The organism is Bradyrhizobium sp. LA2.1, assembly GCF_040547725.1.
Classification (GTDB): domain Bacteria; phylum Pseudomonadota; class Alphaproteobacteria; order Rhizobiales; family Xanthobacteraceae; genus Bradyrhizobium; species Bradyrhizobium barranii.
The window spans coordinates 338,543-352,571 of sequence record NZ_JBEPQI010000007.1 but is presented as its reverse complement, the minus strand read 5'-3'; the positions used below and the strand labels follow the sequence as shown (position 1 = coordinate 352,571).

The 14,029-nt window shown below is 62.6% G+C and carries 15 protein-coding genes; 5 read left to right on the top strand and 10 right to left on the bottom strand.

Going from position 1 to position 14,029, the window contains the following annotated elements:
• Positions 1-143 precede the first annotated feature (143 nt).
• A complete protein-coding gene (locus tag ABIB95_RS16605; protein ID WP_063982563.1) occupies positions 144-770 on the top strand; it encodes a LysE family translocator in 627 nt (208 codons plus the stop codon).
• A gap of 199 nt (positions 771-969) precedes the next feature.
• On the opposite strand, the gene ABIB95_RS16600 is transcribed toward ABIB95_RS16605, so the two are convergent.
• The 3 genes from ABIB95_RS16600 to ABIB95_RS16590 all read right to left on the bottom strand — a co-directional run bounded on the left by ABIB95_RS16600 (position 970) and on the right by ABIB95_RS16590 (position 3,383).
• On the bottom strand, positions 970-1,272 hold the full coding sequence (locus ABIB95_RS16600) for a hypothetical protein (protein WP_063982564.1): 303 nt from the start codon (positions 1,270-1,272) through the stop codon (positions 970-972).
• Between the two features lie 168 nt (positions 1,273-1,440).
• Complete coding sequence (argE, locus tag ABIB95_RS16595) at positions 1,441-2,628, bottom strand: acetylornithine deacetylase (protein ID WP_063986289.1); 1,188 nt, start codon at positions 2,626-2,628, stop codon at positions 1,441-1,443.
• A 104-nt stretch (positions 2,629-2,732) separates the two neighbouring features.
• A complete protein-coding gene (locus ABIB95_RS16590; RefSeq protein ID WP_063982565.1) occupies positions 2,733-3,383 on the bottom strand; it encodes a TetR/AcrR family transcriptional regulator in 651 nt (216 codons plus the stop codon).
• A 94-nt stretch (positions 3,384-3,477) separates the two neighbouring features.
• Here ABIB95_RS16590 and ABIB95_RS16585 point away from each other — a divergent pair, with 94 nt between their 5' ends.
• A complete protein-coding gene (locus ABIB95_RS16585; RefSeq protein ID WP_063982566.1) occupies positions 3,478-3,960 on the top strand; it encodes an anthrone oxygenase family protein in 483 nt (160 codons plus the stop codon).
• A gap of 438 nt (positions 3,961-4,398) precedes the next feature.
• On the opposite strand, the gene ABIB95_RS16580 is transcribed toward ABIB95_RS16585, so the two are convergent.
• From ABIB95_RS16580 to ABIB95_RS16555, 6 genes are all read right to left on the bottom strand, one after another.
• The gene (locus ABIB95_RS16580; protein WP_354240607.1) at positions 4,399-4,653 is read right to left on the bottom strand and encodes a hypothetical protein; all 255 of its coding nucleotides are present in this window, start codon (positions 4,651-4,653) and stop codon (positions 4,399-4,401) included.
• A 112-nt stretch (positions 4,654-4,765) separates the two neighbouring features.
• Positions 4,766-5,578 (bottom strand): DNA adenine methylase, encoded by an 813-nt coding sequence (locus ABIB95_RS16575; RefSeq protein WP_354122716.1) that lies wholly within the window; start codon positions 5,576-5,578, stop codon positions 4,766-4,768.
• A gap of 165 nt (positions 5,579-5,743) precedes the next feature.
• Positions 5,744-6,607, bottom strand: coding sequence for a glycoside hydrolase family 108 protein (locus tag ABIB95_RS16570; protein ID WP_354240605.1), 864 nt, complete (start codon positions 6,605-6,607; stop codon positions 5,744-5,746).
• The gene (locus ABIB95_RS16565; protein WP_354122665.1) at positions 6,604-6,942 is read right to left on the bottom strand and encodes a septal ring lytic transglycosylase RlpA family protein; all 339 of its coding nucleotides are present in this window, start codon (positions 6,940-6,942) and stop codon (positions 6,604-6,606) included. The genes ABIB95_RS16570 and ABIB95_RS16565 overlap by 4 nt, the downstream gene beginning before the upstream one ends.
• A gap of 155 nt (positions 6,943-7,097) precedes the next feature.
• A complete protein-coding gene (locus tag ABIB95_RS16560) occupies positions 7,098-7,517 on the bottom strand; it encodes a hypothetical protein (RefSeq protein ID WP_354122666.1) in 420 nt (139 codons plus the stop codon).
• Complete coding sequence (locus tag ABIB95_RS16555; protein WP_354122667.1) at positions 7,514-7,765, bottom strand: hypothetical protein; 252 nt, start codon at positions 7,763-7,765, stop codon at positions 7,514-7,516. Before ABIB95_RS16555 ends, ABIB95_RS16560 begins: the two co-directional genes overlap by 4 nt.
• On the opposite strand from ABIB95_RS16555, the gene ABIB95_RS16550 reads away from it, so the two are divergent.
• From ABIB95_RS16550 to ABIB95_RS16540, 3 genes are read left to right on the top strand one after another with little or no spacing between them, the layout of a single operon-like run.
• Entirely contained in the window at positions 7,736-8,563 is an 828-nt protein-coding gene (locus ABIB95_RS16550; protein WP_354240602.1) for a hypothetical protein, read from the top strand. The two genes, ABIB95_RS16555 and ABIB95_RS16550, sit on opposite strands and share 30 nt — an antisense overlap.
• On the top strand, positions 8,484-10,517 hold the full coding sequence (locus ABIB95_RS16545) for a tail fiber assembly protein (RefSeq protein WP_354240600.1): 2,034 nt from the start codon (positions 8,484-8,486) through the stop codon (positions 10,515-10,517). The genes ABIB95_RS16550 and ABIB95_RS16545 overlap by 80 nt, the downstream gene beginning before the upstream one ends.
• Positions 10,514-12,496: a hypothetical protein gene (locus ABIB95_RS16540; protein ID WP_354240598.1), complete on the top strand. Its 1,983-nt coding sequence runs from the start codon at positions 10,514-10,516 to the stop codon at positions 12,494-12,496. The genes ABIB95_RS16545 and ABIB95_RS16540 overlap by 4 nt, the downstream gene beginning before the upstream one ends.
• A gap of 670 nt (positions 12,497-13,166) precedes the next feature.
• On the opposite strand, the gene ABIB95_RS16535 is transcribed toward ABIB95_RS16540, so the two are convergent.
• Positions 13,167-13,952, bottom strand: coding sequence for an SDR family NAD(P)-dependent oxidoreductase (locus ABIB95_RS16535; protein ID WP_063986290.1), 786 nt, complete (start codon positions 13,950-13,952; stop codon positions 13,167-13,169).
• Positions 13,953-14,029: the final 77 nt, after the last annotated feature.

Sequence of the window (14,029 nt, the reverse complement as noted above, 5' to 3'; positions counted from 1 at the left end):
TGTCATTGCCCGCGAAAGCGGGCAATCCAGTATCCCAGAGACAGCGCGTGGACGCAGAGGAGCCGCGGCGTACTGGATGCGCCGGTCAAGCCGGGGCATGACACCGCTGTCGTAGCGACATCAGTGAAAGAACGGCCAGCCACATGATCGATCACGCCACCCTCATCACCTACATCCTCATCGTACTCGGTTTTGTCTTCATTCCCGGGCCTGCGACGCTGCTCACCATGGCGCGCGCGGTTAGCTCGGGAACGAAGGTCGGCATCGCGACCGGCGCGGGGATTGCGGCCGGTGACTTGATCCACACTTCGATGGCGATCGTCGGTCTTTCGGCGATCATCGCGACCTCTGCGCTGCTGTTCAGCATCGTTAAATATGCGGGCGCTGCGTTCCTGATCTATCTCGGCATTCGCGCGATGCTCGACAAGGCGCCGGTCGAGCTGAACGGCGGCGCGCCCGCGATCGGCGCGGGCCGGGCCTTCCGGCAGGCCGTGCTGACCGAAGTGCTCAATCCCAAGACCGCGCTGTTCTTCCTTGCGTTCCTGCCGCAATTCGTGAGGCCGGAGCACGGTTCGATCGCACTTCAGCTTGCGATCCTCGGCATCGTCTTCGTGCTGCTGGGTCTCGTCAGCACCGTGGTGTTCGCCGTCGGCGCCGGTCGTCTGGGCAATCTCCTGCGCCGCCATCCGGCCGTGGTGAAATGGCAGGGCAAGGTGGTCGGGACCATCTACTGCGCTGTCGGCGTGCGGCTGGCGTTGCAGGAGCGATGAGGAACGCGTGCTCCCGTAGCCCGGGTGAGCGCAGCGACACCCGGGACGGCGGTCCCGCATGTTGCTAACGCTCATGCGGGCAACGCTCTGCACGGTTGCGGCGATGAACGCCATCAATGTCGACATCCTGCGCTCGCTGTTCATGCCCTTCTTCTTCGACGCGACGGCGTCGAGGGCCGCTCTGATGGTGATTGGCCTGCTACCGGGCGCGAATGGTGAACCTCGGTCCGACGTAGTAGCCGCCGTATCCGCGATCGTAATAGCCGGGACCGGCGTAGTAGTTGTAGCCCCTGCCGGGGAAGTAGCTGGGGTCGTCAAAGTAGCGCAGGACATAGCGTCCCCGGGTCCGCCAGCAGCGTCCATAATACTCGTTGCAGATCAGACCGACTTGGTCGACGTCGGAGATTTCGGCAGAGCCGATCGTCGTTGCGTTGAGCGGCGCGGCGGGAGCGGCGGCCGCAACCAGCACGGCTCCGAGTGCGCCCAGTGCGATGGCCTTCATGGAGTTCTCCCTTCGGTTAGGCGAGAGTCTGGAGCCTAGCAGAAGGGAGCCTTGCCTGTCGGGCAAATCAGCTCCCGCAGGGTGGGCAAAGGCGCATCGTTGTCCGCCATTCGCACGGCGCAACAGAAGTGGCGGGTTACGCTGCGCTAAGCTAACCCACCCTACGGGTCAGCCCTTCACACAATGCGCGATCAGCCTTTCCACGAAGCCTGCGCATTTCTCCAGCTCCGCCATCGCCACGAACTCGTCGGGCGTATGCGCTTGCGCGATCGCGCCGGGGCCGATCACCACCGACGGGATATCCGCCATGCTGGCGAACAGGCTCGCCTCGGTGCCGAAGGCGACCTTGGCGTGGTCGTTGCGGCCGGCGAGGCTTTTTGCCAGTGTGACGATGGCGGCGTCGGCCGCCGTGTCGAGCGCGGGATAATCAAGGATCTCCTCGAAATCGATGCCGCACTCCGGATGTCTCGCCTTCATCTCCGGCCCGAGCTCGGCCTTGGCCCAGGCGACGATCGCATCCGTCACCTCGCGCGACTCGGTGATGCCGATGCCGCGGCATTCGAAATCCACCGTGCAGGTATCGGGCACGATGTTCAGCGCGGCGCCGCCATGCACGATGCTGGTGAGCAGCGTCGAATGCGGAACGTCGTAGAGGCTGTCATTCGATCGCGCGGCCGCAAGCTTCACGGCACGGCGACGGATTTCGGTGATCAGCTCGGCCGCGTATTCGATCGCGTTGACGCCGTCGGGCGCGATCGAGGAGTGGCGGGCGAGACCACGGAATGTCGCGCGCACGCCGTGCTTGCCCTTGTGGCCGATGATGACCTTCATCTCGGTCGGCTCGCCGATGAAGGCGCCGAGCGGCTTGATCTTCTTCTTCGCGACCTCGCGCAGCATCGGCCGCACGCCGACGCAGCCGATCTCCTCGTCATAGGAGATGGCGAGATGGATCGGCGTCGTCAGCTTCGCTTCCAGCATCTCCGGCACCATGGCGAGGCACACCGCGACAAAACCCTTCATGTCGGTGGTGCCGCGGCCGTAGAGCTTGCCGTCGCGCTCGACCAGCTTGAACGGATCGTGGCTCCAGTCCTGGCCCACGACCGGCACGACGTCTGTGTGTCCCGACAGCACGAGGCCTGGACGGTCCTCCGGTCCGATGGTGACCCAGAGCGAGGCCTTCTGGCCGGTGTCGTCGACGATGCGCTCGCCCTTGACACCGAGGAAAGCGAGATAGCTCTCGATATGGGCAATCAAGGGCAGATTGGTGCGGTCGCTGACGGTGTCGAAGCCGACGAGGTCGGCGAGGAGGTTGCGAATGCGATCGGGTCGTGAACTCGGGAAAATCGGGTTGGGCATTGTCTCGTTCATGAGATGGAGGATGGCTTCGCCGCCTGCACGAAACATACCAACGGAGTGGCGGTTCGGGCAAATCGGATCGCGAAGGGTGCTTTCGCTGAACCTCAGCCGAGCGCGGAGAGATCTTTCGGCAGCATTCGCTTGAACAGCTCGAGCGTACGCCGCGCCTCCGCCGGCGGCAAGGCGATGGCGTGACGAACCGCGGCGGCGATCTGGATCATCGCCAGTTGCGAGAAGGAGGTGAGGGCGGCGGCGGGCTGTTTCGGCGCGACGCGCTTGAGCGCCTCGCGCAAGAGGCCGGCGAGAAAGGCCACATCCTCCTCGTCGATCTTCTGCAAGCTTCGGTCGGCTTGCGTCGCCTGCCAGATGTGATGCATCACGGGATGCTCGCGGAACATCTGGTCATAGCCGTCGGTGATGCGGCACAGAGCAGCGTGCAGGTCGGATAGCTTCTTCATCTCGGCGAGGTCGCGCTGGACGCATTCGCGGCCGATGACATTGCACCGCTCGGCGAGCGTCCCGATCACCGTGCTCTTGTCCGGAAAATATTGATAGAGCGAGCCGAACGCGATGCCGGTGCGCTCGACGATGTCGCTCATCCGGAAGGCGTCGCTGCCTTTCTCGGTGAGAATCTCGGCCGCAGCGGTCAGGATGCGGTCGAAGCGTTCGCGGCTTCGCTCCTGCGTCGGCACCAGCGGCGTGCGTCGCGCGGCCGCGTGCGTCGTCTTGTCCGTCCTGCTTTTCCGTTCCGGCATCCTGGTTCCCGCCATCCGCGCTTGACGTCACAAATAAGAGAGTTTATCGCATTTATCAAATACGAGAGTTTATCGTATTATAGGGAGCTGCGGCATGTGGCAGGGTTTCACGACCGGACTGCTCTGGTTTTCGGCGATCGGCTGCGGCCTCATGGCCGGAATCTATTTCGCCTTCTCGACCTTCATCATGGCCGCGTTCGGCCGGCTCGGCCAGGCGGCCGGCATCGCGGCGATGAACGCGATCAATGTCGACATCGTGCGCTCGCTGTTCATGCCGCTGTTTCTCGGCACGACGGTAGCAGGCGCGGCGCTGGTGGTGATGGGTACGTTGCGCGTCAGCGAGCCGGGGGCAGTGAGCATGATCGCCGGCGGCGGCCTCTATGTCATCGGGATGTTCGTGGTGACGATGGTGTTCAACGTCCCGCTCAACAACGCGCTCGCCGCGTTGCAGCCGTCCGCGCCGGAGGCTGGCGCGGTGTGGGCGGCGTATCTGAAGGACTGGACGTTCTGGAACCACGTGCGGACGGTTGCGTCGGTGGTCGCGAGCGGGTTGTTTGTCGCAGCGCTGGCTTCGTAGGCCAAATCGGCATCGTAGCCCGGATGGAGCGAAGCGAAATTCGGGGCCACTATGTCCGGGGGGCGCAAACCCCGGATTACGCTTCGCTCCATCCGGGCTACAAGATCTCCAGTCTACAAGACCTTGCGTTGCCCGTCGGGCAAAACACTCAAACTCTCGGTCAATGTGTACTCGCCAAAATATTCCACTTTACCGAAATTCGGAAACGGCGTATCTGTTGCCGCAACCCGGCCCAAGGAAGAGGGGCGTATCGCGATCGTCACGAACGCGGGCCGGGCGGCGGTGGACGCAGGTCACATCGGCACGAAAAGCTTCGCAGGGCGGGCGACCGTGAGCGAAGACCTCGCGCCAACGACAGATGTGTTCGGCGTACGGCCAAATCGTGTCGTCCTGGTGTGACGCGCAAATTCATATGACACCTCCTGGGATCGGCCGGGATTATCCGGGAAGCGGCGGGAAGTGATTGGAATGCAAGGGCTTGCGAGACACCTGGCGCAAGCTGGCGAGACAGCCCTCGTATTCTATCCGATCGATAAGCGCTTGTACCCCGTCGATCAGATCAGCACGCGATAGCGCCGCAAAACCCCAATTTGCCTGCGCTACCCCAATCGGTTCGTCGTTCGGTATCACGCTTCGCAGCTGGCTGATCACGACAGCCAGCTGCTGCTGTATAGCCAAAAGTGTCTCATGCATGTCGAACGCCCCCTAGTAGTCTTCTTAGAGTGCGCTAACATATTGTATTGAAGCGAAAAAGAGCCGGTTTGGGAAATTATTCCCTTATGCCCAGACCGTTAGTCGATGCTGGTCATTGAGGGGACTTCCTCTTTTCAGTGACTATCAGCTCCCGCGCCTGGTGCGCCTTATTGCTGCGGGCCACCGAATAGGTCAGCTGCACCGGCCGCAAGCGGAAGCCGGCGAAGGTCTTGCGGATCTCCGGGACGTCGTTGATCGACATGATGAAGCGGCCTTTTAGGCCCCTTAAAACCTCCGCCAGCTGGGTATATTCCGACCGCTCGAACAGGCCTACGCCGTAGTCCTTCTCGCCGCCCCAATACGGCGGATCGAGAAAAAACAGCGTGCCCGGCCGGTCGTACCGGCTGATGAATTCGGCCCATGGCAGGCACTCGATCGTGACGCCGGCAAGTCGCTCGTGCAGCTCGTCCAGCATCGGCGCGAGCTTGGCCACGTTGAAGCGCGCGCCGGCCGGATCGACCCCGAAATTGCGGCCCGCGACCTTGCCCCCGAACGCCGTGCGCTGGAGATAGAGGAAGCGCGCGGCCCGCTCCAGGTCGGTCAGCGTTGCCGGGTCGGACGCCTTCAACCGCTCGAACTCGGCCCGCCCCGTGATCTGCCACTTCATCATGTCCATGAAGGGCACGTAATGGCGCTGCAGGATGCGAAAGAACGTCGCGACATCGCCGGAGCGGTCGTTGATGATCTCGCCTTTCCTGGGCCGCCGCCGGCGCAGGAAAACGCCTCCCATGCCCACGAAGGGCTCTGCATAGGTCTCGTGTGGAATCCGCTCGATGCTCGCGACGATCGTTTTCGCGAGCTGTTTCTTGCCGCCGATATAGCCCGCGGCTGGCTTCACCGGCTTGTAGACAACCCTTGAACTCATCTCTTCGAATCGCTCCGGCCCGCCTACGGTCGCCGCGCTGCGCAGCAGCGGCGGGTCGGCGAGGACGGTTACTCTCGTCGTGCGGGTCAGTCTGCCAGGATAGGCCCGCGGTTGCAGCGTTTGCGCGCTGTCGACCCCCGCCACTACCGTGCCGGGGGGTAACCCTCACTCATCCAGCGCCTCGTCGAGGCTCGCGGGCATCTCACCTGGTCGGTAGGCGAAGCCGGGATCGATGCCTTCGGGCACCAACACAGTTCGCGTGCTGCCGTCCGGAAGGTTGGCCGTGTAGATCTTCATCAGCCAATCGGAGCTGCCTGCGATCGGTTCGACCTGGTCTTTCACACCCTGGAGCATGGTGCCGACCGTGCCGGAGCCGACGCCGCCCTTGACAGCGTCGCCGGCGTCGATCGCCGGCTGCGCCACGTCGCTCGCATAGGCCTTGGCGTCGCCCTGGTCGAGGTGGGCCTCGATCGGCTTCGGCCCGACCGAGCCTGTCGCCCAAGCCTGGCCGATCTGCTTGACGTTGGCGACGCGCTTGCTCCAACCGGCGCCGAACGTCGACCAGGTCGAGAGGTGCTGGAGCATACCGAGCCGCAGCGCGCAGAGATCGGCAACCAGTTTGTCGTGGTCGGGATGCGCATTGAGCGCGGCGAGCGTTGCTTCGCCCAGATGGCCGTCGCAATCGTTCATGCGCAGCGCGCGCTGGAGCCACTTCACCGCCTGGAACGGGCCGGAGTTCACCGCCGAATCGAACATGACGATATCGACGCCGGCCGGCAGGTCGTCGCCGCGGATCGCAGTCCAGTACTGTGCACGATAGATCTGGTCGCGCTCGCGCTTCCAATCGGCGGTGCCGCGCATATCCGGCGTCAAGGCCCGACGCGGCTTGCCGCTGCGATCCCGGAAGCCGTCATAGACACGTTGAATGATGCCTTCCAGCGTAACGCCGCCGGGATCGCGGAGGTGGTTCGACCAGCCGCCCTCGTACCGAAGGACGACCGGCATGCACTTGCTGAAGTCGGTCCTCATTCGAGCATCTTTCCGAGTTTCTCGATGATGACGTGCACGCGCCCGGCGTCGATCATGCGCAGAACGCGAGCGGCGCCCCGTGAGAGGTCGATGTCGACGCCAGTGGATTTGGCAGGGCCGCGGTCGTTGACGCGACAGATGACGCTCCGGCCGCGCCAGTGGACCCGCACGAGCGTGTCGAAGGGATAGGTCCGGTGGGCACAGGTGAGATCGTCGGCGTCATAGGTCTCGCCGTTGGCCGTGTAACGGCCGCTCTCGTCGCCGTACCAGGTCGCGACGCCGGCGTAGATCTCGGCATGGGCGGGCGCACTGACAAACAACAGCGCGAGGGCCACGCATGCCCGTTTCAAAGATCGTTTGAATGAAGGTTGAAGCAAGCTGGCCCCCGGCGAGGAGGCCACAATCCCGGAATTACTCGAAAATCCCGACCCTGACAGGTGTCAGGCCGGTGATGATCCGGTGTGCTACTCTCGCACAGGCAGCGCAGAAGTCAAAAAAGCTTGCCCTGCTTGTCGTTCTTCGGCTTGCCGTGCCTTGCGCGGTGCCGATGCACGGTGCGCTGTGTCAGGCCGAGCTGCTTGCAGATCTCGGCCGACGATTTGCCTTCTCGATCGAGAGCGTGAATCCGCTGGGCGACCGAACGCAGAAACTGGCGGTAGGTTCCGCCAACGTGCAGCGGAAGGTCGATCCGCTGGCCGCGGCCGTCGACCTCGAAGTGTGCGCAGATCTTGCGCGCCAGCTCGATTCCGACGCACTCGAAGAGCCAGTAGTTTTCATAGCCTTCGTGCAGCCGGCTTACGGCCGGGAAGTAGACGCGCTGCCCGCCGCGCTTGGCGGCGATCATCAGGGCGGCGGTCTCACCCACCACCTCCGCGATCTCCGCCAGCACACCGGGCAGCTTTTCGGTCATCGCCGCGCCTTCATCCGCTTGGGCTTCATCGGCGGTGCGAGGACGGTGACGAGCCGGCCCTTGACGACCACGTAGTGATTGCCGTCCGCGGCGATCGTCACCTCGGTCTGGTCGAGCAGCTCGGCCGCGCCGACGGCGCGGTCGAGAGAGTCCGCAAGGTGCCGGCGCAGACCTTCGACATCGAGGCCGCCGACGCGCTCGAGGAAGCGGAGCAACGCATGATCGCAGACGCGCAGTGGCCGGGCCATGGTTCTCCGACCTTGTTGACGAGCAGGATCAACCGTCCGCACAATGGCGAAGGTGCACCGACGCCGCACCTGTGGATCAAGTATTACGATGGAACGCAGACGACCGCCGACGCCTACATGGTCTTCAACGTCGGCTCCGCTGATCGGCCTTACGGCGCGACGCGCGTCGGCAAGGGCGTTTGCTATTTCATCGCGCACACGCTGCTCGATGAGAACCTCTGGAACGGCGTGCCAAGCTTCAAGGCCGAGCTGTCCGGCATCCCGCTCTACGACCCGTCCAAAGACTCGACGGTCGGCGGCAGCGGCACGCACCGCTTCGGAGATCGCTCGACCTGGGGCGGTGACGGCGACAACTTCCCGGCGGTGCAGGCTTACGCCGTACTGCGCGGCATTAGCTATGCCGGCAAGTGGGTCTATGGCTTGCAGAGCACCGCGGCGGCACGGTTGCCAGCCGCCAACTGGATCACACAGATCGGCAAGTGTCGCGTCACTGTCGAAGGCGCCGACGGACCTGAGCCGAGTTATCGCACTGGCGTCCAGGTCAACGTCAGCACGCAGCCGGTCCATCTCCTGGAATCGCTGATGCTCGGCTGTCAGGGCAAGGTTTCCGAGATTGGCGGCTTCTACAAACTTCATCTCGGCGCGCCCGATACCCCGAGCTTCAGCTTCACCGATGATGATATCCTCTCGACCGAGAGTCAGAACTTCCGGCCGTTCCTTGCGCTGGACGAGCGCGCGCAACGGTTACTCGGCGAAGCAATTCCGCGTCGATGCCGGCACCGACAAGAGCAATCTTGACGTCCTCCTGGTGCTCACCGAGGTCGATCCTGACGACTACGATTGGGATCGCGACACCGACTTACAGCCGGTGACGACCGGCGGCCTGATCTCGAACCCGCCGCCGGCGCAAGGCGTGACCGACTGGAACGCGCAGCCTTACCAGCTGCTGGATGACAGCGGCGTCGTTCGCCGGCCTGCCATCCTGATCAGTTGGGACGGCTCGCAGCCAGGCGTCGGCGGCGTGCAGTTTGAGGTGAGACTTGCCTCCGATGGTTCGAGTGTGACGCGCGGTCGGACCGATCGGGTGAGCGCTGGCAGTCTCATCATCACTCAATCGATCCTGCCGGCCGTCACGTACCAAGTGCGCGGTCAGTATCTACCCTCGACGCCGCGCGACATGCTGTGGTCGGACTGGATCACGGTGACGACGGCCGATATTCGTCTCTCGCTTGCCGAATTCGACGCGGCCGTGAGTGCGCAGGTCACCACGATCTTCAATCAGCTGAGCGACAAGGTCGACCGGATCGAGCAGGACTTCGCGTCGCGGCTTGCGAACCTCTCGGCGCGAGGATGGAATGACAAGACAGAGGTGCGGACGCAGTACAATGCGCGCGCCGAGGTCGCGGCGGCCTCGATCGAGGACGTCCGGATTGTCGCCGTCAATGCCTCGGAGGCCTTCGCAAGTTACACGGCGCTGGTGACTGCGACATGGGGCTCTCTCACCGCTTTCGTCCAGGAGTCCGCCAACGCGATCGCGACGCTCGACGGTTACGCCGCGGCCTCATATGGCGTGGCAGTGAGCGTGGACGGTTACGTCATCGGGACGAAGCTGATCAACGGCGGTCCGGGTCTCTCTTCTTTCGCCGTCCAGGCCGACAAGTTTCAATTCCAGTTTCCGGGCTACAACGGTGGCCTGCCTCAAGACGTCTTCGCAATCGGCGCCATCAATGGCGTCGCAGCGGTCGGGATAAGAGGCAACCTCAATCTAGACGGCACCTTCAACGTGAAGGCCATCGCGGCCGGCGCGATCGACGTCATTTATCTCAAGGCGAACTCGATCGACTCCGCATCGGGCGTTATCAAGAACCTCGGCGTGGGTAGCCTAAGCATCGCAGACAATGCGGTCACGGTGCCGGTCGCACAGACGACGGGAGCCGCTATATTTGGCGCAGGTTTTGGTAACTGGGTGTCGTTTTTCAGTTTCAACATGTCCATAGACACCACGGGGTTGTCGGGCAAGCCTATCGTGATTTACGTGAGCGTGAACTCGATGTGGGCTAGTGGCTCCCCCGCTACAGAGACGGGACAATTCCGCTTTTTGCTCAACGGCTCACAAGTCAACTATTACCAAGTGACGCTGCCAACCGGCGCGAGCGCCCCGACACCACTGTCCGGTGCTATCAGCATTACAGGTACTGGCGGCATTGTATCCGTTTCGATTGCGGCTCAATTCGGATCTACCAGTTCGAATGCGATGTTGGCAGGTGCAACCAGTGGCGGCGAAGCGATGAACATTCATTACAACGTCACGACCGGACAGATCATGTCCTATGGTTATGGCGCAGATCACGGGGACGGTTTCGAGACAAGCCATTTTGAAGGCTGCAAAGTTCTGATTGTCGACAACCAGACTATCGATGCAAAAACGCAGATGGTTGACCCGGTGTCATTGGCTATCGTCGACAAGACGGAGCCAGACCCCGACCCGTTCGCGATCTGGCAGGTCAAAGCTGCGGTGCGTCAAGAGCTGATTGATACAGACTATCTCCTTCTGCCTCATGCTCCGGTCTCGGAGACCGATCTTCCAGCATGGGTCAATTACCGCAAGGCTCTTAGAGATTCGTCTAAGGGCAATGACACCGCTGCGGCGATGCTAGCCGCGGTACCAGCAAGACCTAATGGAATCGACGCGCTTGCGTGGCTACGCGAACAATTGGATGCGGCGAGCGCCGCGAAAGGGGTGAACGCATGAGCGCGCTTCCGAGCTACTCCACCGGTACCGTTGCGGTCGTCGCAGACGGTACGGCGGTTGTTGGTACGAGCACGCTGTGGCTCACGGCGGGCAACGCCAAGCCGGGCGACTTCTTCCAGGTCGGCCACTTTGGTGTGTTCATCACCGATCTCGCCGACGATACGCATTTGACTATTCCGCCGTGGCCTGGCGCGACTGCAAGCGGCGTCGCCTACAACATCTGGAAGGTCTCGCTGCAACGGGTGGTCGGCTCGGAGGCGTGGAAAGACGTCGACAAGATCGTCGCTGCGCTTAACGCCAACGGCTACATCGTCTTCGTACCTCCGACCTTGATGGCACCTGATCCATCGCTCGGCGAGGAGAATCAAACGGCGTTCCAGCCGACGACCGGCAAGATGTGGGTCATGACCGGCGGCGTCTGGAACTATCTCGGCCTTTACAGGGGCTTCAACGCTCGCGGCGCTTACGACAATGTGGCGACCTTCTCAGTCGGCGATTTCGTCAGTTCGGCGGGCTCATCCTACGTCTGGATCAACCCGACGCCGGGCTCCGGGCACGCGCCGCCGAACGCGACCTATTGGCAGTTGCTGGCATCGAAAGGCGATACAGGCGGCATCGGGCCGACCGGCGCCGGCTATGGTGGCACGTCGACGACGTCGCGTACGATCGGGGTGGGGTCGCATCCGTTTGCGACACAGGCCGGCCTTGCCTACACCAACGGTGCGCGAGTTCGCGCCACATCGAATGCTGACTCTTCGAAATGGCTAGAAGGTCCTGCGACTTATGCCGGCACCACACTGACCATCAGCGCTGATCTGACCAGCGGCAGCACTGCGACGGTCAACGACTGGAATTTCAACCTAGCAGGTCAGCCGGGTACAGTTGCCGGTGCGGCGGTGCTGTACAACGCTGTTCAGACTCTCACCGATGCTCAGAAGGCGCAGGCGCGTGACAACATCGGCGTGACGAAGAAAAACTACATCATCAACGGCGGCATGCAGGTGTCGCAAGAAAATGGCGCGACCGCAGGCACAACGAACGGTTATTATCCGGTCGACCAATTCGAACTGCAACGTACGACATCGGGGGCCATCAGTGTTGCACAGGTCGCCAGTGTAACCCCGGGCGGATCAACTAATCGGCTTAGAGCGACCGTAACGAGTGCCGACGCCTCGGTTGATTCTGGCGACATCGTTTATTTGTTGCAACGATTAGAGGGCCTGCGTGCCGCCGATCTTAAGTTCGGGTTGTCAGCGGCGAAGACGATCACGGTCCAGTTCGGCATCAAGGTTCCGGCCGGAACTTATGGTGTCGCGGTCTGGAACGGTCTTGGTAACCGTTGCTATGTAGCGGAATACACCGTTTCGGGTGGTGAAGCGAATACCGACGTGGTTAAGTCTGTAACGATCCCCGGAGACACGACCGGCACTTGGGCGACCGACAATAGCGGAGCTATGCTGGTATTCTGGTCTTTGATGGCTGGCTCGAATTATCAGCAGACAGCGGGTTCATGGCAGTCGGCGGCGAAGATCGCGACATCCAACCAGTTCAACTTCATGGGCACGGTCGGCAACGTGTTCGAGCTGTTCGACGTGTCATTGGTCGAAGGTTCGGCGGCGCCGGCGTTCCAGCTTCCGGACTACGCCACCGAGCTGGCGCGGTGCCAGCGCTATTTTTACAAGATCGGAAGTGGCGTTTTCTGGGCAACGGGAATGCTGCGGTCGGGAGGCACGCAAGGATACCTCTATTCCAAAACGCCCCAACCTATGAGGGCTCAACCAACCCTATCGGCTCCAGGCAACCAATTGTGGTGCGCCGACAATAGTTCGGGGCTCTCAAGTCTGGGGATTGGTGGGATCGATGTTTCATCGGGTCAGATCTATCTGGCACCGGTCGCAACATCATCTGTCGGTTCGGCCGGACAAGCCTGCATGCTCTACACGGCAACAGGCAGTGTGTCCTTTAATGCGAGGCTCTAAGCGATGACGCGCGCACTCGAACGCGGACGAAGCAGTCCCAGAAGAACGACCTCGTCGGGCGCTTCAGGCCCGTTCCGGGGGGGGTGACATTTGAACCTGCGCGAGGTGACATTTGAAATTGCGCGCTACACCTGGCGCCCGGGGTCTGTGCGCCAAGTCTTGCGGTGATGTGGCAGCCCGACCGGGCATGCGCAGCAGCCATCCGCAACGGCGACGGGGGCAATAGTGCATCGCTCCCCGGGGAGAGCACGACATAAGCCGTTCCAACCACTGCGCAGGGAAGGCCGGGATGCTCCGGTTGCCCTGTTACCCGCTGTGCATGGTAGCGCAAACTACTCATGGCATAGCGGACAATGGGAGCCAGCCGGCTCCCGGCCTTCCCTGCGCCCTCTTTCAATTGGGGGTGAGGCGACCAAGCAAAGCTCGGGCGAAGCAAGCCGCGAGGATGCGAGGGTGTGTCCGCAATGAAGATGCGTATGATGAAGCGGCCGTGTCCCCCCACACTCCGTCATTGCGAGGAGCTCTTGCGACGAAGCAATCCAGACTGCCTCCGCAGAGGTATTCTGGATTGCTTCGCTGCGCTCGCAATGACGATGTTGAGGCAGTTGCGCGCCAAAACTCCGGTCTCGCATCCCGGACGCAGCGCGTCCGGGATGCGAGAGAGCGCGTGCTAAACCGGCTTGCCCGTATACGGCATCGACGCCGTCAAACCACCGTCAACCGGGAACGCCTGGCCGTTGACATACGATGCTTCGTCGCTGGCCAGGAACAGCCCCATCGCCGCGAGCTCGTGCGGCTGGCCGGGGCGCTTCAACGGATTGAGCTGGCCGATCTTGTCCTGGGTGCCGCGCTCCTTGGCGCGGTCGAAGATCGGTTTGGTCATGCCGGTCTCGATCAGGCCCGGGCAGACCGCGTTGATGCGCACGCCGGTGCCGGTGAGCGAATACGCCGTGGTCTGCACCAGGCTGATCACGCCGGCCTTGCTCGCCGCATAGGGATGTCCGCTGGCGCCGGCCTTGAGGCCCGCGACGGACGCCGTGAGCACGATCGCGCCGGATTGCTGCTTCACCATGTGCGGCATCGAATGCTTCACCGCGAGGAACGGGCCGATCAGGTTGACGCGCAGCACCTCCTGCCACTGTTCCACGGTCTGCTCGCCGAGCGGCACGAGCCCGCCGGAGACGCCGGCATTGGCCCAGATCACGTCGAGCCGGCCATGCGTCTTCACCGCCTTGTCGATGACGGCCATGACGTCCTTTTCGGAGCCCGCGTCGGCCACCATGGCTTCCGCGACACCGCCGGCCTTCTTCACCTCGTCGACGGTCTCCTTCACCGCCTCGGTGCGGTCAACCGCGATCAGCTTGGCGCCTTCCCTGGTGAAGAGGAGTGCGGCGGCGCGGCCGATGCCGCTGCCGGCGCCGGTGATGATGACGGATTTGCCTTGCAGACGGCCCATGCGTTTCTCCCTTTGGTATGCTGCGCGACGCTTGCCGCGCAACGGAATTTCAAACAAGATTTCAAACGGTAAAGTGT